The organism is Caballeronia terrestris (assembly GCF_001544515.1).
GTDB classification, from domain to species: Bacteria; Pseudomonadota; Gammaproteobacteria; order Burkholderiales; family Burkholderiaceae; genus Caballeronia; species Caballeronia terrestris.
Window position 1 is genome coordinate 153945 of the sequence record NZ_FCOL02000003.1, and the last position, 22125, is coordinate 176069.

Annotated in this window: 15 protein-coding genes and 1 pseudogene; 7 read left to right on the forward strand and 9 right to left on the reverse strand. The window is 63.0% G+C overall.

Going from position 1 to position 22125, the window contains the following annotated elements; genetic code table 11:
* The first annotated feature begins 72 nt into the window (after nucleotides 1-72).
* The 7 genes and pseudogenes from uca to AWB67_RS04015 all read left to right on the forward strand — a co-directional run bounded on the left by uca (nucleotide 73) and on the right by AWB67_RS04015 (nucleotide 10598).
* Complete coding sequence (gene uca / locus AWB67_RS03980) at nucleotides 73-3672, forward strand: urea carboxylase (RefSeq protein ID WP_087654928.1); 3600 nt, start codon at nucleotides 73-75, stop codon at nucleotides 3670-3672.
* 119 nt (nucleotides 3673-3791) lie between these two features.
* Entirely contained in the window at nucleotides 3792-4817 is a 1026-nt protein-coding gene (locus AWB67_RS03985; RefSeq protein ID WP_087654929.1) for an IS110 family RNA-guided transposase, read from the forward strand.
* A gap of 291 nt (nucleotides 4818-5108) precedes the next feature.
* Nucleotides 5109-5917, forward strand: a pseudogene (locus AWB67_RS03995) (IS5 family transposase).
* A 31-nt stretch (nucleotides 5918-5948) separates the two neighbouring features.
* A complete protein-coding gene (gene atzF, locus AWB67_RS04000; RefSeq protein ID WP_087654932.1) occupies nucleotides 5949-7760 on the forward strand; it encodes an allophanate hydrolase in 1812 nt (603 codons plus the stop codon).
* 142 nt (nucleotides 7761-7902) lie between these two features.
* Nucleotides 7903-8193, forward strand: a complete 291-nt coding sequence (locus AWB67_RS04005; protein WP_087654933.1) for a DUF4148 domain-containing protein — start codon at nucleotides 7903-7905, stop codon at nucleotides 8191-8193.
* A gap of 255 nt (nucleotides 8194-8448) precedes the next feature.
* Nucleotides 8449-9153, forward strand: coding sequence for a heavy metal response regulator transcription factor (locus tag AWB67_RS04010; RefSeq protein WP_087654934.1), 705 nt, complete (start codon nucleotides 8449-8451; stop codon nucleotides 9151-9153).
* A complete protein-coding gene (locus AWB67_RS04015) occupies nucleotides 9150-10598 on the forward strand; it encodes a heavy metal sensor histidine kinase (protein ID WP_087655057.1) in 1449 nt (482 codons plus the stop codon). Before AWB67_RS04010 ends, AWB67_RS04015 begins: the two co-directional genes overlap by 4 nt.
* Nucleotides 10599-10601: 3 nt before the next feature.
* Here the strand turns inward: AWB67_RS04015 and AWB67_RS04020 are convergent, their stop codons facing one another.
* From AWB67_RS04020 to AWB67_RS04060, 9 genes are all read right to left on the reverse strand, one after another.
* Nucleotides 10602-11123, reverse strand: coding sequence for a hypothetical protein (locus AWB67_RS04020; protein WP_087654935.1), 522 nt, complete (start codon nucleotides 11121-11123; stop codon nucleotides 10602-10604).
* Nucleotides 11124-11263: 140 nt separating this feature from the next.
* On the reverse strand, nucleotides 11264-12208 hold the full coding sequence (locus tag AWB67_RS04025; RefSeq protein ID WP_087654936.1) for a hypothetical protein: 945 nt from the start codon (nucleotides 12206-12208) through the stop codon (nucleotides 11264-11266).
* Between the two features lie 143 nt (nucleotides 12209-12351).
* Nucleotides 12352-12702 (reverse strand): hypothetical protein, encoded by a 351-nt coding sequence (locus AWB67_RS04030; protein ID WP_200822164.1) that lies wholly within the window; start codon nucleotides 12700-12702, stop codon nucleotides 12352-12354.
* A gap of 123 nt (nucleotides 12703-12825) precedes the next feature.
* A complete protein-coding gene (locus tag AWB67_RS04035; protein ID WP_087654938.1) occupies nucleotides 12826-13173 on the reverse strand; it encodes a hypothetical protein in 348 nt (115 codons plus the stop codon).
* A 586-nt stretch (nucleotides 13174-13759) separates the two neighbouring features.
* Nucleotides 13760-16501, reverse strand: coding sequence for a nitrate reductase (locus AWB67_RS04040; RefSeq protein ID WP_087654939.1), 2742 nt, complete (start codon nucleotides 16499-16501; stop codon nucleotides 13760-13762).
* 13 nt (nucleotides 16502-16514) lie between these two features.
* Nucleotides 16515-17777, reverse strand: coding sequence for an NAD(P)/FAD-dependent oxidoreductase (locus tag AWB67_RS04045; protein WP_235025027.1), 1263 nt, complete (start codon nucleotides 17775-17777; stop codon nucleotides 16515-16517).
* Nucleotides 17774-18121 (reverse strand): nitrite reductase small subunit NirD, encoded by a 348-nt coding sequence (nirD, locus tag AWB67_RS04050; RefSeq protein WP_087654941.1) that lies wholly within the window; start codon nucleotides 18119-18121, stop codon nucleotides 17774-17776. Before nirD ends, AWB67_RS04045 begins: the two co-directional genes overlap by 4 nt.
* A gap of 37 nt (nucleotides 18122-18158) precedes the next feature.
* Nucleotides 18159-20702, reverse strand: coding sequence for a nitrite reductase large subunit NirB (gene nirB, locus AWB67_RS04055; protein ID WP_087654942.1), 2544 nt, complete (start codon nucleotides 20700-20702; stop codon nucleotides 18159-18161).
* Between the two features lie 10 nt (nucleotides 20703-20712).
* Complete coding sequence (locus tag AWB67_RS04060; protein ID WP_087654943.1) at nucleotides 20713-22041, reverse strand: MFS transporter; 1329 nt, start codon at nucleotides 22039-22041, stop codon at nucleotides 20713-20715.
* Between the last annotated feature and the right edge of the window lie 84 nt (nucleotides 22042-22125).

Genomic DNA, 22125 nt, shown 5'->3' on the forward strand with positions numbered 1-22125 from the left:
TATGCCGGGGACGACCCCGGCATGCATCTCTCACGTGGCGGGACGGCCCGCCCACGCATCCAGTCACCTCTCATGTTCGAGAAAGTCCTGATTGCCAATCGCGGCGCCATTGCGTGCCGCATCCTTCGCACCCTGCGCGAACTCGACGTTACGGGCGTCGCGGTGTACAGCGAAGCCGATCTCGCGAGCCGTCACGTGAGCGAGGCGCCCGTTGCGCATTCTCTCGGCGAAGGGCCTGCGTCCGCGACGTATCTCGATGTCGCTAAGATCCTCGCTATCGCGCGGCGCGACAACGTGCAGGCGATTCATCCGGGCTACGGCTTCCTCTCGGAGAACGCCGACTTCGGCGAGGCGTGCGAAGCGGCCGGCATCGCGTTCATCGGACCGACGCCCGCGCAACTGCGCGCGTTCGGCCTGAAGCACACGGCCCGCGCGATCGCCGCGGAGCAAGGCGTGCCGATGCTCGAAGGCACCGGTCTGCTCGATGACGTCGATGCCGCGTTGAAATCGGCGCAGCGGATCGGCTACCCCGTCATGCTTAAAAGCACTGCGGGCGGCGGCGGAATCGGCATGCGTGTGTGCTGGAACGCGGACGAACTCGCCACGCAGTTCGACGTGGTGAAGCGCCTCGGACAGAACAACTTCAGCGACGCGGGTGTCTTCATCGAAAAGTACATCGAGCGTGCGCGGCATCTCGAAGTGCAGGTCTTCGGTGACGGCCGGGGCAATGCAATCGCGCTCGGCGTGCGCGACTGTTCGGTGCAGCGGCGCAACCAGAAAGTGCTCGAAGAGACGCCTGCACCCTCGCTGCCCGACGGTATGCCGGACGCGCTCTGCGAAGCGGCGCTGCGGCTTGCGAAAGCGGTCGATTACCGGTCGGCGGGAACGGTTGAATTCGTCTATGACAGCGGCGCGGAGCAGTTCTATTTTCTGGAGGTGAACACGCGGCTTCAAGTCGAGCATGGCGTGACCGAGCAGGTCTGGGGCGTCGATCTCGTGCGCTGGATGATCGAGCTCGCGGCCGGCACGCTCGCGCCGCTGCATGAACTCGCCGCGACCTTGCAGCCGCGCGGCCACGCGATACAGGCGCGCCTCTACGCCGAAGACCCGGGCCGCGACTTCAAGCCGAGCCCCGGCTTGCTGACCGAAGTATCGTTCCCCGCAGCCGATGGCCGCGCGCTGCGCATCGATACGTGGATCGAAGCCGGTTGCGAAGTGCCGCCCTACTTCGATCCGATGCTCGCGAAGGTGATCGCGTGGTCGCCGACGCGCGACGAGGCTCGGCATGCGCTCAACCGCGCCTTGCACGCGACGCGCATCTACGGTGTCGAGACGAATCGCGAATACCTGCGCCAGATCATCGACGACACGCCGTTCGCTTCCGGCGAACCCTGGACGCGTTGCCTTGAAGGCCTGCGCTATCGAGCGGATACGGTGGAGATCGTGAGCGGCGGCACGCAGACCACGGTGCAGGATTATCCGGGCCGGCTTGGCTACTGGGCCGTCGGTATCCCGCCCTCGGGTCCGATGGACGACCGCGCGCTGCGTCTCGGCAATCGCCTGCTGAACAACGCCGCCGATGCCGCCGCGCTCGAAATCACGATGAGCGGCCCGACGCTGCGCTTCAATACGGACGCCGTGATCGCGATCACGGGCGCGACGCTCGCCATCACGATCGACGGCAACGAGCAGCCGATGAACACAACGCTCTTCGTCGCCGCCGGTTCGACGCTCGCGCTCGGCACGATTCGCGGCGCAGGCGCGCGCGCCTATCTGTGCGTGCGCGGCGGCTTCGATGTCGCGCTGTATCTCGGCAGCCGCAGCACGTTCACGCTCGGCCAGTTCGGCGGGCACGGCGGACGTGCATTGCGCGCAGGCGACGTCCTGCATCTCGCACCACTCGACGATAAGCACGCAGGCGACACGCTGCCGTTTGCGCCTACGCTCGAACAGGTCCGCACGCTGCGCGTGATCTACGGTCCGCATGGCGCGCCTGAGTATTTCAGCGAGCGCTATATCGAGCGGTTCCTGGATACAGAGTGGGAGATTCACTTCAATTCGAGCCGCACCGGCGTGCGCCTGATCGGTCCGAAGCCCGAATGGACACGCGAGGACGGCGGCGAAGCGGGCCTGCATCCGTCGAACATTCACGACAACCCGTACGCGGTCGGCGCCATCGATTTCACCGGCGACATGCCGGTGATTCTCGGACCGGACGGCCCGAGCCTCGGCGGCTTCGTGTGCCCGGTGACGATCATCGAAGCGGACTTGTGGCAGATCGGGCAACTGAAGGCGGGCGATAAGGTGCGCTTCGTTCCGATGCGCATCGATGAAGCGCGCAATGCGGCAGCCGCGCGACGTCGCAAAATCGATACGCTCGAAGCGCAGCCCGCGATGACTCATGCGAAGCGCGGCACGCTCGCATCGCCGGTCGTGCTCGACATCGGCGCGGATCACGATCGTCTGGTCGCGCGACTTTCCGGCGACACGCATCTGCTGCTCGAACTCGGTCCCGCCGAACTCGATCTCGTGCTGCGCTTTCGCGGTCATGCGCTGATGCAGTCGCTCGAAGCGCTTGCGCTGCCCGGCCTGATCGACCTCACGCCCGGCATCCGTTCGCTGCAACTGCATTATCAGCCGGAGCGCCTGCCGCTCGCGAAACTGCTAGATACCGTCGAACGCGCATGGCAAAGCGTGCTATTGCAAAAGGACTTGCGTGCGCCGTCGCGGATCGTGCATCTGCCGCTCTCATGGGACGATCCCGCCTGCCGCCTCGCCATCGACAAGTACATGACGACCGTGCGCAAGGATGCGCCGTGGTGTCCGAGCAATCTCGAGTTCATCCGCCGCATCAACGACCTTGATTCGATCGATGCCGTGAAGCGCATCGTCTTCGATGCAAGCTATCTCGTGATGGGTCTCGGCGATGTCTATCTCGGCGCGCCGGTCGCGACGCCGCTCGATCCTCGGCATCGGCTGGTGACGACCAAGTACAACCCGGCGCGCACGTGGACGGCGGAGAACTCGGTCGGGATCGGCGGGGCTTATCTGTGTGTGTACGGCATGGAAGGCCCGGGCGGATATCAGTTTGTCGGCCGCACGCTGCAGATGTGGAACCGCTATCGAGCAACCAAGGATTTCGCAGGGCGTCCGTACCTCCTGCGCTTTTTTGACCAGATACGCTTCTACGAAGTCCCGGCCGATGAGTTGCTGCGTATCCGCGCGGATTTTCCGCTGGGTCGCTATCCGCTGAAGATCGAGGAGACAGAGCTGTCTCTCGCCGACTATGAAGCGTTTCTCGAACGCGAAGCTGCGGGCATCGATGCCTTCCGCACACGCCAGCAAGCCGCGTTTCAGGCGGAGCGCGAACGCTGGCGAGAAGCGGGACAGGCACAAGTGGAGATCGAGGAACCTGTCGCAGCGGAGACCGAATCTGTGCCGCTCGAAGTCGGCCAGACCGCCGTCGATAGCGAAATCGCCGGCAACCTGTGGCAAGTTCGCGTGAAGCCGGGCGAACGCGTAGCGGCTGGCGACGTACTCGTCATCATCGAATCGATGAAGATGGAGATATCCGTCTGCGCGCCCTGCGCGGGCACCGTGAGCGACGTGCATGTCGTACCTGGCGCGCCGGTGAAGGCGGGACAGCGTGTTGCCGTCATCGATAGCATCTAAGAGACGGTTTCAAAAAGACATGAAGGGGGCTGTTAACTTCATGGACATGCTGTAATGGGATGGTCACCCCCGCCTCTCAGCGAGTAGGCTGGAGTTAATTTCCACCGGAGGCCATTTCCATGCAAAACGTCACGTTGGTCGGGATTGATCTGGGCAAGCACTCCTTTCACGTGCATGGGCAGGACAAAGCCGGCAAAGCCGTGTTTCGCAGGAAGCTCTCACGCAAGCAGTTGGTCGAGTTCTTCGCCACGTTTCACGCCTGCACTGTGGTGATGGAGGCCTGCGCCGGCGCTCACTGGATGGCACGCAAGCTCAGCCAGTTCGGACATACCGTCAAGCTGATCTCTCCACAATTCGTGCGCCCGTTCGTCAAGAGCAACAAGAATGACTTCGTTGACGCGGAGGCTATTTGCGAGGCTGCTGCGAGACCTTCGATGCGATTCGTGACCCCAAAGACCGAATCGCAGCAAACGCTTGCAGCACTGCACCGGGTTCGCCAAGCCCTGGTCCGCGATCGGGTATGCACTATCAACCAGATGCACGGGTTCCTGCTCGAATTCGGCATAAGCCTGCCAGTTGGCCACGCCGTTGTGAAGCGCCTATCCGTAGTGCTAGCTGAACATCAGTTACCGCCGCGCCTCGTCGCGATTCTTGAACGCCTGCACGCGCACTTCAAATATCTTACCCAGCAGATCGTTGATATCGAAAAAGAACTCGATCGGCAACTAGCCGAGGATCCGGTTGGGCAACGCCTGCTGACGATACCCGGTGTCGGTCCGATCACCGCTAGTCTGCTTGCATCGGAGCTCGGTGACGGAAAGCAGTACCGATGCGGCCGAGACTTTGCCGCCGCAGTGGGGCTGGTACCAAAGCAATACAGTACAGGCGGTAGAGCGAACCTGCTCGGAATCTCCAAGCGAGGGGACAAGAATATTCGCCACCTGCTGGTCCAGTGTGCCCGAGCACTTATGCTTCGGCTAGACAAACAGTCCGGACGCGTGGTCGATTGGGTTCGAGCAATGCTTACGCGGCGACATTCCAGCGTGGTTGCGTGTGCCCTGGCCAGCAAGCTTGCACGAATTGCATGGGCCGTCGCGAGCTCTAACACTGTATTCGACCGACAGGCGTCCGTTCCGGCATTGTGACGGTGCCGTTGCCGATAGTTTTAGGAATCAACCCATCTGGTTTTGCGACTGCTGATAACTGATGACGTGAACGGCAAAACGGCCCGGCGGAAACCCTGAAAGGTTAACGAGCTTCCTGAAGCTGCAGCTGTTATCAGGACCGCCAGGCGCGATTCTCATCGTGGCGCGAGGAACATTCCTCACAACGACGCCGGATAGATTTGTGCAAACCACCCACCCATCAAAGATCAGTGTTGCAAAAATGGGGGTGACCATAGATTAACCTTGGCCATCTAACGATGAGATCAAGGGATGGATAAGCCAATCATTGACGACGAATTGTGGAAAAGAATCGAACCTCTATTGCCACAGCCAAAGGCTCGACGCGAGAAGTACCCGGGCCGCAAGCCGGTACCCGATCGCGCGGCATTGAGCGGCATTGTGTTTGTGTTACGTACGGGGCTGCGTTGGCGCGATCTACCTGCCGAAATGGGTTGCGGCTCCGGCGTGACGTGTTGGCGCCGGTTACGCGACTGGCAAGAAGCAGGTGTATGGGATCGATTGCACGAACTGCTTCTTGCCGAGCTACGCGCAACTGGCCAAATCGACCTCTCGCGCGTGATTCTCGATTCGTCTTCTGTGCGCGCTATTGGGGCGGGCCAAAAACCGGGCCAAACCCCGTAGATCGTGCGCGACCAGGGTCCAAGCACCATATCGCGACCGACGCAAATGGAGTGCCGCTCTCGATCATTCTGACCGCTGCCAATCGCCATGACGTCACACAATTGTTGCCGCTTATTGATGCGATTCCAACTATCCGGGGCATTCGCGGTCGTCCTTTGCAAAAACCTCAAGCCGTCTATGCCGATCGCGGGTACGACTCCGAAGCACACCGCCAAAAATTGCGCGAGCGGGGTATTAAACCTGTTCTCGCGAAGCGACGCACCGAGCACGGCAGCGGCCTCGGAAAGTATCGATGGGTAGTCGAGCGTACTCATGCCTGGTTCCATAATTTCCATCGTCTTCGAATCCGCTACGAGCAACTCGCCAACATCCATGAAGCATTCTTGAAATTGGCCGCTTGCGTGATCTGCTGGAATACTCTCCAACGATCAATCTAGGCTTTTTGAAACCGCCTCTAAGGAAAAAAACATGCCCTCATTCGATCTGCGTCTTTCCACGTTGCGCGCCGCCTATCGCGCGAAGGACACCACACCCGCGAAGCTCATCGGCGAGTTGCGCGCGAAGGCGGCCGCGTTAAACCCCGAGTTCAATCTCTTCATCCATCTGCTCGACGACGCAGAGATCGCACCCTACCTCGATGCGCTCGAAGGACGCGACATCGATTCGTTGCCGCTCTACGGCGCGCCCTTCGCGATCAAGGACAACATCGATCTCGCCGGTGTGCCGACGACGGCCGCATGTCCCGCGTTCGCCTATACGCCCGATGAATCGGCCACGCTCGTCGCGCAATTGATCGCGCTCGGCGCCGTGCCGATCGGCAAAACCAATCTCGATCAGTTCGCGACTGGCCTGAACGGCACGCGCTCGCCCTATGGCAAATGCCGCAACAGCGTGCATCCGGATTACCCGTCGGGCGGATCGAGCGCGGGGAGCGCATTGAGCGTGGCGCTCGGCGTCGCGAGCTTCGCGCTCGGCACCGATACCGCCGGCTCGGGCCGCGTGCCTGCCGGTTTGAACAACCTCGTCGGATTGAAGGCGACGAAAGGCCTGCTCTCGACGGCGGGCGTCGTGCCCGCGTGCCGCACGCTCGATTGCGTGACATTCTTCACCGCGACCGCGCGCGAAGCAAGCGAGCTGTTTGCGCTTACCGCAATGGAAGATCCGCGCGACGCGTATAGCCGCGCAAATCCGCAATTCAACGATGCAGGCGCGTTCGGCACGCTAACCCCGTTTCGCTTTGGCGTGCCTTCGACGCTCGAATTCGCGGGATGCGGTGAGAGCCCCGCGCTTTTTGAAGAAGCGCGCGCGGCGCTTGAAGCAGCGGGGGGGACCGCCGTCGAGATCGACTTCACGCCGTTCGTCGAAGCGGCCAGGCTGCTTTATGACGGTCCGTGGGTCGCCGAGCGCTACAGCGTCGCAGGCGGATTGATGGAGGCGAATCCGGATGCCGTCCTGCCGGTGATCCGCGACGTGCTCGCGAAGGCGCCGGGCACGACCGCCGTCGATGCGTTTCGCGCACAATATCGCTTGCAGGCGTTGAAGAAGATCTGCGATGCAACGCTCGATCGACTCGACTTCGTCCTGACACCGAGCTATCCGCGTCCGGTCACACTCGATGAACTCGCACGCGATCCGATCGGACCCAACTCGCTGCTCGGCTATTACACGAACTTCATGAACCTGCTCGACTACGCCGCCGTCGCAACGCCGACCACGTTCATGAAAAACGGCCTGCCGTGGGGCGTCACCGTATTCGGCCGCGCGTTCACGGATCAATATCTGCTGAGCGTGGCCGATACGTTGCAGCGTTCGTTCGCAATGCCGCTCGTTGGCGGCGCGACGCTCGGCGCCGAAGCGTCGACCAGAAACGCGCGGAACGATCGCGTGCGGCTCGTCGTGTGCGGCGCGCATCTCGATGGCTTGCCGCTCAACGGACAGTTGCGCTCGCGCAGTGCGAGCCTCGTCGAGAAGACGACGAGCGCGCCGCATTATCGCTTGCATGCACTCGCTGCGAATGCGGGCGAGACGCTTCGTCCCGGGATGGAGCGTGTCGCTCAGGATGGCGCTGCGATCGAGGTCGAAGTGTGGGAGATGCCGAGTGTCGAGCTGGGATCGTTCCTTGCCGCCATCCCCGCGCCGCTCGCGCTCGGCAAAGTGCAACTCGCCGATGGAAGCTGGCAGACGGGCTTCGTTTGCGAAGGCATGGGCCTCGATGGCGCTACGGACATCACGCGCTTCGGCGGCTGGCGTGCGTGGCTTGCTGAATCGAAAGGAAGTTGAATGCAGTTACTTCATATGACCGCGATGCCATCTCATCGCCAGCATCTCGTCACGGTCGGGGAAATACACTGAGGCCACGCAGTCGCGCTCACTTCCAATACCGCGCGACGCGCACGTTCCCCCATCCGTCGAGGAGTCCATCATGAAGACATTGATCCGCGTCGCAGTCGTCGCTTTAGCCCTCTCACCGATCCTCTCGTTCGCGCAGTCCAACGAGCCCGTGACGCGCGCGCAGGTCCGCGCGGACCTAGTGAAACTGGAACAGGCCGGCTATGACCCGTCAGAACGGGACCCGTACTATCCGAACAACCTGCAGGCGGCCGAAGCAAAGGTCCAGGCCGGTGAAACGGTGAAGCCGGGCGCAATGAGTTATGGACCGTCGGTGGAAGGCACATCGGGTGCGGGGCCGGCTGCTCAGGGCGTTTCGCAGTAAGACAGCAAATCCTCGAATCCAGGGCGGCCTGCAAGGCCGCGCCTGAAAGTTTTCTGACCGTCCCGCCATTTTCGCGTCATCAGGCCGTTGGCGCCGACCCTCTACCATGCAGTCTGGCTTGCACGCGTCATGGGTCGCGCACCATCGCGAACGACCGTTCCCTTTCAAGCGCGATCCTTTAGACGCGTCCCTTGCGAGCACGCGAGCCGCAACGCTCGTATAGTTATTACGGACAGCACGCAGCGAGGCGCCCGCATGAAAGTCCTGATCGTCGAAGACGAACACAAGGTGGTCGATTACCTGCGCACAGGTTTAACCGAGCAGGGTTGGGTCGTCGATATCGCGCTGGATGGCGAGGAAGGCACGCATCTCGCCACCGAGTACGACTACGACGTGATCGTGCTCGACGTCATGTTGCCCAAGCGCGACGGCTTCGCGGTGCTCAAGGCGCTGCGCGCGCAAAAGTCGACACCCGTCATCATGCTTACCGCGCGCGACCACATCAACGATCGCGTGCGCGGTCTGCGCGAAGGCGCCGACGACTATCTCACGAAGCCCTTCTCTTTTCTCGAACTCGTCGAGCGTTTGCATGCGCTCGCACGCCGTACGCGAGCGCAGGAATCGACGCTGATCTCCGTCGGCGATCTCTATGTCGACCTGATCGGCCGGCGCGCCACGCGCGATGGCTTGCGGCTCGACCTGACCGCCAAGGAATTTCAGTTGCTGAGCGTGCTCGCGCGTCGCCACGGCGACATCCTGTCGAAGACCGCGATCACCGAGCTCGTCTGGGAAGTGGATTTCGAAAGCCATACGAACGTCGTCGAGACGGCGATCAAGCGCCTGCGCGCGAAGCTCGACGGCCCGTTTCGCACCAAGCTGCTGCACACCGTGCGCGGCATGGGCTACGTGCTCGAAGTGCGCGAAGCACGCGAGATGCGTGAAGAGCCGAGGGCATGGTGAAGCACTCCATCTCACGGCGCCTCGCCGCGATGTTCGCGGTCGTGGCGCTGTTCGTGTTCACGATGGTGGGCACGGGTCTCTTTCTCGTACTGCGCACGCAACTGGAAAATCATCTGCGGGAATCGCTCGATACGCGCGCCGAAATCGCGCGGCTGATCGTGCTGCACGCATCCACGCCCGACAAGTGGAAGATGGCGAAGGAGAAGCTCGCGGACATCACGCCACGCGACGGCTCTACACTCTTCGCCGCATCGAGCGACGATTCGCGCTTCACCTATGGCACGCCGCTCGCGGGCAGCATCGAGAAACGAGTGCCGGGCGGCTACGTGCGGCTGCGCCCGAACGGCCGCGCGTACGACATGCTGATGACCGCCGTCACCATCCCCGCGAACGGCGAGCGTCCACCGTTGCAGCTCCAGGTTGCCATCGACTGCTCGCCGAACGTGCGCACGATGCGCGTCTTCGGCTTCGCGCTCGCGGCGTTGACCGCGCTCGGCACCATCACCGTGCTGCTGCTGAGCTATTCGGTTGCGAAGATCGGACTCGCGCCGCTTACACGGCTGACGAAGGATGCATCGAACGTGAGTCCCAACAACCGGTCGCAACGCCTGAGCACGCGCTCGTTGCCGTATGAACTGGAGGACCTTGCGAAGTCGTTCAACGGCGCGCTCGAACGGCTCGATAGTGCCTACGCACGGCTCGAATCGTTCAACGCCGATGTCGCGCACGAGCTGCGCACGCCGGTGACGATCCTCATCGGACAGACCGAAGTGGCCTTGACGCGCGACCGCTCGATCGACGAATTGCGCCACACGCTGCAATCGAATCTCGAAGAGTTCGAGCGCGTGCGTGCGATCATCAACGACATGCTGTTCCTCGCGCGCGCCGATCAGGGCGAGCGCGCGACGGGTCTCGTCGAAGTGTCGCTGGCGGCGGAAGTGACGCGCACACTCGAATTTCTGGAGATACCGCTGGAAGAGGCGCAGGTGCACGCGGTATCGACCGGCGATGCACGCGCGTTCGTGAACACGTCGCTCTTCGGACGCGCGCTCATCAATCTCGTGATGAACGCAATTCAGCATTGTGCGCGCGGCGCGACGATATCGGTATCGATCGGGCGCGAACGCGGGCGCATCAGCATCGCGGTGGCCAATCCCGGCGAACCGATCCAGCCTGCGATGCTCGACCATCTGTTCGACCGTTTCTATCGCGCGGAGAGTTCGCGCACCAACAGCCGCGAGAATCACGGGCTCGGGCTCGCGATCGTGAAGGCGGTCGCGGAAATGCATCGCGGAACGGTGTCGGCGAGCAGCGCTCAGGGCGTCAACACGTTCGCGTTTTCGGTGGCGCGTTACGGCAACGAACAAAGGACGGCCGCGCCGCCGAATTCTCCTGCACAGGCTGCGACGATCGGTGGCGACATGCGTCAACGATCGGTCGGCTAGGCCTTACTCGCAGAGAAACTCGTCCGCCGATGTGTCCTTGAATTGCGTGAATCTTCGATACGTCTTGCCGTTGACGGTCACCGTCTCCGACGATTCGGCGCTCGCGCTCGACGACACGCTCGTCTTGTTCGTAGCCGCGATCGACTTCGTAACCGGATTGCCAAACGCGCTGACAGCGCTACTGGCCTGCGGTGCCTGATAGCCCCACTTCGAAGTCAGCGTGTTCATGTCGATCTGCTTCGGCGCCCAGCCGACGAGCTTCGGCCCGTTCACGACCGGCGACAATTCGACCGCGACGATTTGCGTGCCACGCCGCGCGACGAGCAGGCACTTGCCGCCATCGCCGGTTCTGAGCGGTACCGCTCCGCTCGAAAACGGCAACAGCGTGAGCGGCGGCGCACCCGGCATCGGCTGCTGGCCTGCGGGGCTCGCCGCCCACAGGACCGAACCTGACGGCGCGGTCTGTGCATTCACGCCTGCCGCTGCCATCAACGCGAGCAGCATGAGCATCGGACGACTCTTCATACGGATGCCTCGATTTGAAAACGAGGGTTGGCTTTCCGGTCCAGCAACAACGACCAACCCTAAAATTGGAGAGAAGCTCTATTACCGCGCCTCATCTCCGCGACGCATGTTGTCATTGCGCCTGACAAGCCTCTCAGGTCTTACTTGACGAGCGAGACTTCGATCTTGCGGTCTTCAACCGGGATTGTCTTCACGTCGGCCACTTCGCTTTGCAGCGGGCGTGCCGGAGCCACTTGATCCTTCTTCACTTCAGGCGCGCGCTGCGACTTCATCTGCACCGCCGGATCGTTCGCGGCCGTCACCGGCAGCCCGAGACGCGCACGCACGATCGGATCGCGATATTTTTCATCATCCGACAGCGTTGCGCCATCGCCCGTCTTCGCGAGCGGTGCCGTCGTTCCCGGGCACAGGTGGCCGGTCGCTTCCACGGCGCGGCGATTCGAATCGCTCTGGCACAGGAGTGCGAGCGCTACGTCGGTCAGGCCCATCGCGCGGAATTCGCGTGCATCGAGGCGGCGTACGCAAGCCTGATCGACCATCGTCGTGCCGCCGGTCGCGCCGAAACCCGTCACCGAAATGCCGAAGCTCGCCGAGCCCATGCAGGTGTCGGACAGCGTCGTCGTGAGCGAGGGCGCCGCGATCGACGGCGTCGTGCGCACCGAGTAGGAGCTCTGGTTGTAGTCGACGGTGGCGCGCGTATCGTAGGGGCTCGAGCCCGGCGTCGTGGCCTTCGTGGTGGCGTCGGGCGTGCTTCCCGTTGAACCCGTGGTACCCGTGCCCGAACCTGAAGTGCCGTTCGAAGCGGTCATCGCGGGCATGGTCACGGAGACGTTCACGTTCGACGATCCGCCCGATGCGTTGGCGCTACCGATGCCGCCCACCGACGACGAAGCCGAATTCGTGCTCGCCGACGAGTTGGCCGAGGTCCCGATGTTGTTCAGGCTCGATCCGCCGCCCTGGCCGATACCCACCGACGAAGAGCCGGACGTCGATCCCGACGACGAGTTGGCGGTGGTATCCGCGTGCGCGGCCTGTCCGATGCAAAACAGTACGGCGCATGCGAGTTGCAATGTGGTCTTGGTCATGATGCTTCTCCGGAAGGAAGGGGAACGCGACGCAGAGGCGATCCCTTGAAACGGTTTGAATTTTTATGGTTTTCGCGGCGAGGCGGAGCCAGGTCGACGAATATCGGACCGGGCGCCGCCTCTTTACATCGACAAACGAGGCTTTAGCGCCAGCCGCCGCCCAGCTTGCTCCAGGCATTGGCTGTTGCATCCGCGCCCGAGCCGCCGATTGCCGATGCATTGCCGTGACCGTAGCCGCCTGCATTCGACGTGTTGGTATGGCTCGTCGTGGCGTTCGTGCCATTGCCGGTCAGACCGAAGCCGCTGCCGGAAACCGCTTGCGCGTTCGCGTTGGCGGTGCCGTAGTCGGTTGCCTTGAAGAAGCCGTAGCCCGACACGGAAGCCGAGGTCTGGCCACCCGACGAAGACGTCGAGGTGGAGTTCGTTCCCGTGCCGGCAACAGCGGCAACCGAGAAAAGCGAGAACAGTGCAGCAGCGATCATCGAGCGTTTCATGATGGACATCCCATGGTGAATTGAAAGTTTGGACTCTCTGTTATTTACCCACTACCACCTTCTCTACCTGGCCGGCTCACGACGCTCGTGGTCATGTCACCAGCTTTGCTGCAGCCTTTCGGCTTAGCGCCAGCCGCCGCCGAGCTTGCTCCATGCGTTGGCAGCCGCGTCGGCGCCCGAGGTGCCGCCGGCCGTTGCGCCGCCGAAGCCCTTGCCGCCAGCCGTCGTCGTGTTGATGTGGCTAGTCGTTGCGTTCGTCGTGTTGCCCGTCGTGTTGAAGCCCTTGCCGGCCGTTGCCGTGGCGTGGCCGTTTGCTGCGCCTGCATCGGTTGCGCTGAAGTGGCCGTAGCCGAGAACGGCAGCGGCGGTCGAGCCACCCGAAGTCGAGCTCGAGCTGGAGCTCGTGCCCGTTGCGAAGGCTGCGACGGAAGCGAGGGAGAGGACTGCGGCTACGATCAGATTGCGTTTCATGGTGTGTCTCCGGTTTGATGGCGCACGGTTATCCAGCTACATGGACGCCGGCATGTAGCAGGTGAAGCGAAAAGCGTTGTCGGATTGCTTGGGGCGTGCGTGTGCTTTCACACGGAGCGTCGTGCTCCGGGCGATTACCAAACGCCAGGCGCCTTAGGCGTGGTGCGCGTTCAGCAGCGCGCTCGTGGATTTCTTGGCTTGGAGATGACAGTGACGGCGCTTTGGCCGTGTGAGGCGGTGTCGCGTGTGCGCAAAGAGGCGCGATTGGCGGCCACGCCAGTGATGCTCATTTGTTTTTGTGCGTTCTTCATCTCGATCCCCGTAGCATCGTATGTCGATGCCTTTCTTGTAGGTTCCTTACGCTGTACCTACGTTTGATGTGACTTTACGGAAGACCGACAATCAGATTCGTTCGAAGGCCAACACTAATCCTTACAAGGAAATTGCTCATGCAATTGTTGGTTCGATAGCGCTCATTGAGCGTGGCGGGATACGGGAAATCGCTGATGCGGAGGGGCTTTGAGGGGATTCGAGGTGTGTCGATACCCGGCGCGAGCGCGCCGGGGCATATCATTCTCGCGGGCGATCAGACCGTGCTCAAGCGCGCCATTTCAGTTTCGACGATGAGCTTCTTCAGCTCCGGCACGCATGATCCGCAATTGCCGCCGGCCTTGAGACACGACGTGATTTCTGCCGCCGTCTTGAGCCCTTGCTCGCGAATCGCGCTGCAGATCGTATTGCGTCCGACGCCGAAACAAGAGCAAACGGTAGGTCCCGTATCGACGCCCTTGCCGACCGGCTGTCCGAGCAAGAGGCCGATGCGGTCCTCCTCGTCGAGCTGGTCCTTCGCGAACAGAGTCGAAAGCCATGTACGCGCAGGCAGTTCAGGCCGCTCGGAAAGAAACACGCAAGCCTCGATGCGATCGTCCACCACATACACCGCGCGATACACGCCTGCGGAACGGTCTTCGTATTCGAGCCAGTCGGCATGCGGATCATCGACGTCCAGCATCGCGCGCGCCCATGCACGATGATCGTCGGAGCCTTCGAAGTGCTTGCGTCCCGCCAGCTCGTAGCGCACGAATTGCGCGCCCTGAATGCGCGTCCAGTAGGTCACGTCATCGAGCAAAGGTGTATCCCGGCTCAACGCGAAGCCATGCCAAGACACATGGAATTTCTCCACGGCAACCGGCGTGTGCTTGAACTCCGGCTCGCCGGAAACGGGATCGACCACGGGGTTCACCACGGCGCCAACGCGCGCATCGGAGGCGACCTGGTCGTTCCAGTGGATCGGCACGAACACGCTGCCGCGCGACATGCCGCCACCATGCTGCACGCGCGCGACCATCGATCCCCAGCGGCTCGACACGCGCGCGAGTTCGCCTTCGCGCACGCCGCATGCGAGCGCGTCTTGCGGATGCATGTCGATGAATGCTTCGCCGATGTGACCCGCTAGCTTCGCGGACTTGCCGGTGCGCGTCATCGTGTGCCACTGGTCGCGCACGCGGCCCGTGTTGAGCACGAGCGGGTAGTCGTCGTCGATGGCGTTGACCGGTGCGCGCGGCGGCGTCGCGATGAAGCGCGCGCGGCCGTCCGCGTGACGATAGCGATGGTCACCGAAGAGCCGTTCCGTGCCCACTGCGTTTGCCGTTGTCACAGGCCACTGGATCGGCGTGAGCGCGTCATAGCGCGCGCGGTCCATGCCCGTCAGCGCGCCGAGATCGAACGCACGCGACACGCGGTCTTCTTCGTTTCGATAAGCGCTCAGTCGCGCGTGTTCATCGAAAATTTCGTGCACGCCCCTGAAGTCGAAGCCTTCGTAGCCCATGCGTCGCGCGACGTCGCAGATGATCCGCCAGTCCGCGCGCGCTTCGCCCGGCACCGGAAGAAACGCGCGCTGACGCGAGATGCGGCGCTCCGAATTCGTTACCGTGCCGTCCTTCTCACCCCAGCCGAGCGCGGGCAGCAAAACGTGCGCGAACGCATTCGTATCGGTGCGCTCGATGATGTCCGAGCTCACCACGAGTTCACATCGCGCGAGCGCGCGCTTCGCTTGCTCGCCGTCGGGCAGGCTCACGACCGGGTTCGTGCCCATGATCCAGACCGCCTTGATGCGGCCCGCCTCGATCGCGTTGAAGAGATCGACCGCCTTCAGTCCGGGTCGCGACGCAATCGACGGCGATTCCCAGAACGTCTGCACGAGTTCGCGGTGTTCGACGTTATCGAGTTCGAGATGAGCGGCCAGCATGTTCGCGAGGCCGCCGACTTCGCGTCCACCCATCGCGTTAGGCTGTCCGGTGAACGAGAACGGCCCCATGCCGGGCTTGCCGATGCGTCCCGTCACGAGATGGCAGTTGATGATGCTGTTGACCTTGTCGGTACCCGAGCTCGACTGGTTGACGCCTTGCGAATACACCGTCACGACACGCTCGGTGCGCGCGAAGAGACGATAGAACTCGAGCAACTCATGCGCATCGATCTTGCAGGCCCTGGCCGTTTGCGTGAGATCGGAGCCATCGGTTGCGGCGAGCGCGGCATCGAAGCCCGACGTGTGCGCATCGACGAACGCGGCGTCGGTCGTATCGTGTTCCGCGAGGAACGCGAGCAGGCCGTTGAAGAGCTGCACGTCGGAACCTGACTTCAGCGGCAGATGCAGGTCCGCCATTTCGCAGGTCGCCGTATAGCGCGGATCGATCACGACGATCTTCATCTCCGGCCGCTTCTCCTTCATCTTCACGATGCGCTGAAAGAGAATCGGATGACACCATGCCGTATTCGATCCGACGAGCACGACGAGGTCCGCGAGTTCGAGGTCCTCGTAGTTCACCGGCACGATGTCCTCGCCGAACGCGCGCTTGTGCCCCGCCACCGACGATGACATGCAAAGCCGCGAGTTCGTGTCGATGTTTGCGCTGCCGACGTAACCCTTCATCAGCTTGTTGGCGACGTAGTAGTCCTCGGTCAGCAGTTGGCCCGATACGTAGAGCGCGACCGAATCAGGACCGTGTTGGTCGATGATGCGCGTGAAGCCGTCAGCGACCACGCCGATCGCATCGCTCCACGGCACCGCGTGCATGGCGCCGCTGTCCTTGTCGCGCAGCTTCGGTTGCAGCAGCCGTCCGTCGAGGCCCACCGTTTCGCCGAGTGCCGAGCCCTTCACGCAGAGGCGCCCGAAGTTCGACGGATGCGTTTCGTCGCCGGCGATGTCGGGTTGCGCGTGCCCGCGCGGCGTCGCCTTCACGCCGCAGCCGACGCCGCAATACGGGCACGTCGTCTTCACGGTTGAAGAAGAAGCCGACGACGAAATAGGGATGACGGGAAAGCTCACGTTCGGTTCCGGTTCAGGCGGCCAGCGCCTCGCAAAGGGTCTTGCCGAACAGCAACTGGCTGCGCAGCGCGGAGATGTCGGTGCGGTTCTGGATCAGGTCGAAGTACCAGCCGCCGTCCTTCACGTCGCCATAGAGCACGGCGCCGATCACGCGGCCGCCTTCGAGCACGAGACGCTTGTAGATGCCGCGCTTCGGATCGCGCAGCACGAGATCCTCGCTGCCCGGCCCGCCGATGAAATCGCCCGCCGAATAGAGATCGACGCCCGTCACCTTGAGCTTCGTCGCGGTCGCGCGCTGCACGTAGCGGCGATGCCCCGCGCCCGCGAGATGCGCGCCCGCGACACGCGCCTGATCCCAGATCGGTGCGACGAGCCCGAAGGTCGCCGTGCGATGCTGCACGCATTCGCCGACCGCATAGACGCGCGGATCGTAGGTCTGCAACGTATCGTCGACGACGATCGCGCGTTCGCAATGCAGCCCGGCCGCTTTGGCAAGGTCGATGTTCGGCCGCACGCCTGCCGTCATTACGACGAGATCGGCAGGAATCTCGGCGCCGTCGGCGAAACGCACGGCCGTCACGCGATCCGGGCCGACGATCTCCGCCGTGTTCGCCGCGAGCATGAAGCGCATGCCCTTCGCTTCGAGCGTGCGTTGCAGGAGCGTTGACGCGCTCTTGTCTAGCTGGCGATCCATCAACGCATCGGTGACGTGTACGACGGTAACGTGCATGCCCTGGCGTTGCAGGCCGTTGGCCGCTTCGAGCCCAAGCAAGCCACCGCCGATGATCACCGCGTGACGATGATCGCGCGCGGCCGTGAGCATCGTCTCGACGTCCTGGATATCGCGAAACGCGATCACGCCCGGCAGTTGATGACCCGGCACCGGAATGATGAACGGCTTCGAACCGGTTGCGATCAGCAGGCGGTCATAGCGTGCTTCGATGCCCCTTTGCGAGCGCACGATGCGGCGCGCGCGATCGATTTCGGTAACCGGATCGCCCGCATGCAGTTCGATGTTGTTCTGCGTGTACCAGTCGCGCGAGTTGAGGATGATGTCGTCGACGCTTTTCTCGCCTGCGAGCACGGGCGAAAGCAGGATGCGGTTGTAGTTGCCGTACGGTTCGGCGCCGAACACGGTGATGTCGTAGAGAGCGGGCGCGAGCTTGAGCAGCTCCTCGACCGTGCGCATGCCCGCCATGCCGTTGCCGATCACGACGAGCTTCAGACGTCGTGCCGCCGTGCCGCCACCGCTCGACGATGCATGCTCGATCTTCATGCCGCGACCCATACCTTGCCGGCTGCGACTTTTGCGGGGTAGGACGCGACCGAATGCGCGGGGACTTCGAGGCATTCCCCGGTGCGCAGATCGAAGTGATGCTTGTAGATCGGCGAGGCCACGACGACGCGTTCACCCAGGCTGCCGATCAATCCGCGCGAGAGCACCGAGGCTTGCGAGTTGGGGTCGTAGTTGTCGATGGCGAAGACGGTGTCGTTACCGCCGGCGACGTGGAATACGGCAACTTGCGAGCCGTTGATCAGCGCGCACACCCCCGTGTCGGGGATGATTTCGTGCAGGTCACAGACTGGGGTCCAGGATTGGTCGATTCGCTCTGCGTTCATGATCCGTTTTCCTTTGGGTTACACCGGTTTAAGAAAATCAAGCGCCAGCAGAATCCAGAACCGCGATAGGAATCACGCGCCCTGCACGTTCCTCGACGGTGGCAGGCCGAATCTGCCCTCTCTCCTCGACGAAGGCGACATTCCCATCGCCCTGATCGCTATTCACGAAGTGACGGAAGCGCTTGCGCGTCTCGGGATCAGTGACGGCCTTCTTCCACTCGCACTCGTACGTGTCGATGACAAGCTGCATCTCGGCCTCGAGTTCATCCGACAAACCGAGCTTGTCATGCACGACCACATCGATGAGATAGTCCAGTCCGCCTTCGAGGTTGTCACGCCAGACGCTCGTCCGTTGCAACCGGTCCGCCGTGCGGATATAGAACATCAGGAAGCGGTCGATGTAACGAATGAGCGTTTCCTTGTCGAGATCGGAAGCGAGCAATTCGGCATGACGCGGCTTCATCCCGCCGTTGCCGCAGACATAGAGGTTCCAGCCCTTCTCTGTCGCGATGATCCCGATGTCCTTGCCTTGCGCTTCAGCACATTCCCGCGTACATCCCGACACGCCGAACTTGATCTTGTGGGGCGCACGCAAACCCTTGTAGCGATTCTCGACCTCGATCGCGAGCCCGACCGAATCGCCGACGCCATAGCGGCACCAGGTCGACCCGACGCACGACTTCACCGTGCGCAACGACTTGCCATACGCATGACCCGATTCGAAGCCAGCCGCAATCAGCTCTTCCCAGATGAACGGCAACTGCTCGACACGCGCGCCAAAGAGATCGACACGCTGCCCACCAGTGATCTTCGTATAGAGCCCATACTTCTTCGCGACTTGCCCGACCGCGATCAAGCCCTCGGGCGTCACTTCACCACCCGGCATGCGCGGCACGACGGAATACGTGCCATCGCGCTGAATGTTCGCCAGGTAATAGTCGTTCGAGTCCTGCAGGCTCGCGTGCTCCTTCTTCAGCACGAACTCGTTCCAGCACGAAGCAAGCACGCTGGCCACGACCGGCTTGCAGATATCGCACCCATGCCCGCGCCCATGCTTCGCGAGCAGCGCACCGAAACTCTTCACGCCTTCCACGCGCACGATGTGATACAGCTCCTGACGCGAATAAGGAAAGTGCTCGCAGACATGGTTGTTCACGCTCATGCCCTGCCGCTTCATCTCGGACTTCATCACTTGCGTGACGAGCGGCACGCAGCCGCCGCACGATGCGCCGGCCTTGCAGGCGGCCTTCATCGCGCCGATGCTCGTCGCGCCCGCGCACACCGCTTCGCAAATCTCCGCCTTCGTGACGTTGTTGCACGAGCAGATCTGCGCCGCAGCCGGCAACGCCTCGACGCCGAGCGCGGGCTTCGCCTGTCCATCCGATTGCGGCAGGATCAGGAACTCCGGTGCGTCCGGCAATTCGATGCGATTCAGCATCATCTGCAAGAGCGTGCCGTATTCGCTCGCATCGCCGACCATCACGCTGCCCAGCAGATACTTGCCGCAATCCGACACCACGATCTTCTTGTACACCTGCTTGCGCTCGTCGCTGAACTGATACGTGCGGCTGCCCGGCGTCTTGCCGTGCGCATCGCCGATGCTCGCCACGTCCACGCCCATCAGCTTCAGCTTCGTGCTCATGTCCGCACCGCCGAATTCGGCCGCTTCGCCCAGCAACTGCTTGGCCGTCACGCGCGCCATGTCGTAGCCCGGAGCGACCAGGCCGAATACCTGGCCGTTCCACACCGCGCATTCGCCGATCGCGAAGATGTTCTCGTCGCTCGTGCGGCATGCATCGTCGATCACGATGCCGCCGCGCGCGCCCACTTCAAGCCCCGCCGCGCGCGCGATCTCGTCACGCGGACGAATGCCCGCGGAGAACACGATCATGTCGGTATCGAGATGCGTGCCGTCGGCGAACTGCATGCGGTTCGTGCCTGTCTCGCCATCGACGATCGCTTGCGTGCTGCGCTGCGTATGCACCGTCAGGCCCAATTCCTCGATACGGCTTTTAAGCACGCGCCCGCCGCCTTCGTCGACCTGCACGGCCATCAGACGCGGCGCGAATTCCACGACATGCGTTTGCAGCCCCATGTCGCGCAGCGCCTTCGCGCATTCGAGACCGAGCAGCCCGCCGCCGACCACCGTGCCCGTCTTAGAGCGCGCACCACATTCGCGCATCGCTTCGAGATCTTCGATCGTGCGGTAGACGAAGCAGTCCGCACGATCGCTGCCCGCGAGCGGCGGCACGAACGGATAGGAACCCGTCGCGAGCACGAGCTTGTCGTAGTCGAGCGTCTCGCCGGTCGAGACCGTCACCGTGCGCGCCGCGCGATCGATCGACACCGCCCGCGCGTTCAGCTTCAGCACGAAGTTCTCACGCTCGAAGAAACCGGGCGCGACGAGCGACAGGTCGTCCGCCGTCTTGCCTGCGAAAAACTCGGACAGGTGCACGCGATCGTAGGCCGGACGCGGCTCTTCGCACAGCACGGTGATGTCGAGCCCTTCCGCCTGCGTGTCGGCGAGGCATTCGAGGAACTTGTGGCCGACCATCCCGTGACCGATGACGATGATTTTCATGACCGCGTCCTTAGTTGACTACACCGTTGTTGACCGAGAGCGCGCTTTCGCGCAACGCGGCTTCCCGTGCCTTGTGCTCCGGGCTGAAGCGCACCGCGAGCGCGCACAGCGCGGAGACCGCGACGAGCATGCCGAGCATCGAGAGCGTCTGCTGCACGTTGCCGACGCCCTTCATCAGGAAGCCCGCCGCCACCGCGCCGACGTTGCCGCCCGCGCCGATCACGCCCGCCACGCCACCGAGCGCCTTGCGGTCGATGAAAGGCACGAGCGCGTAGGTCGCGCCGCAGGCCATGTGCGTGAAGAGGCCGAACACGAGCATCGCGACGATCGCCAGCGCGACGCCGTCGGCGTGGGCGAACCAGAAGAGGCCGATGCCTTCGCCCGCGATCAGTGCGAAGAGGAGCGTCGAGCGCACGTCCAGGCCGCGCTTCGCCGCCACCTTGTCCGAGAGCCAGCCGCCGAGTGCGCGGGCGAAGAGTGCGAGAAGGCCGAAGCTGCCTGCCGCGATGCCCGCCGCCTTCAGCGAGAGCTGGAAGTGATCGACGTAATAGATGGCCGCGATGTTGTGGATGAACACTTCGACGCCGAAGCACGCGGCGTACGTCACGAACAGCATCCACACGCGATAGTTCGCGCAGGCCGTGCGGAAGCTGTCCCAGCCGCCTTTCTTGCCGCCGTCGATGGCGATGCCGCGTGCGCGCAGATCGGAGAAATCGCCTTGCGGGCAGTCTTGCGTATAGCGCCAGTAGAAGAAGGCCATGACCGGCATCGCGATGCCCGGCACGAGCAGCGCGACGCGCCATGCCGACTGTTCGCCGACGCCGATCACGATCGCCGCCGCGACTAGCAGCGGAACGAGCGCCTGCGAAGCGCCGGCGCCCGCGTTGCCCCAGCCGGCGGTGGTCGCGTTCGCGGTGCCGACGACGTTCGGCGCGAACATCACCGACGTGTGGTACTGCGTGATGACGAAGCTCGCGCCGATCGCGCCGATCGCGAGGCGGCACCAGAGGAAGCTCTCGTAGCCGGTCGCGAGCGCCGCGCCGAACACCGGCACCGCGCCTGCAAGGAGGAGCGCCGAATACACCTTGCGCGGACCGAAGCGGTCGCACATCGGGCCGACGACGAGACGCACCAGGATCGTCACCGCGACGGCGGCGATGTTGATGTTAGCGATCTGGTCGACGGAGAGGTTGAACTCCTTTTTGATGAGCGGCATCAGCGGCGCGCAGGCGAACCACGCGAAGAAGCAGACGAAGAACGCCATCCACGTGAGGTGGAAAGCGCGCATCGGCGGCGTGCGCATGCTGAAGAGATCGATTCGGGTTGCCTTGTTTGCCATTTTCTTTTCCAGAAAAAGAAAAGGCGTCCCGCGAAACAGATGTCGATCTGCTCGGGGGACGCCATTGTCCAAAAGCTCGGGTAT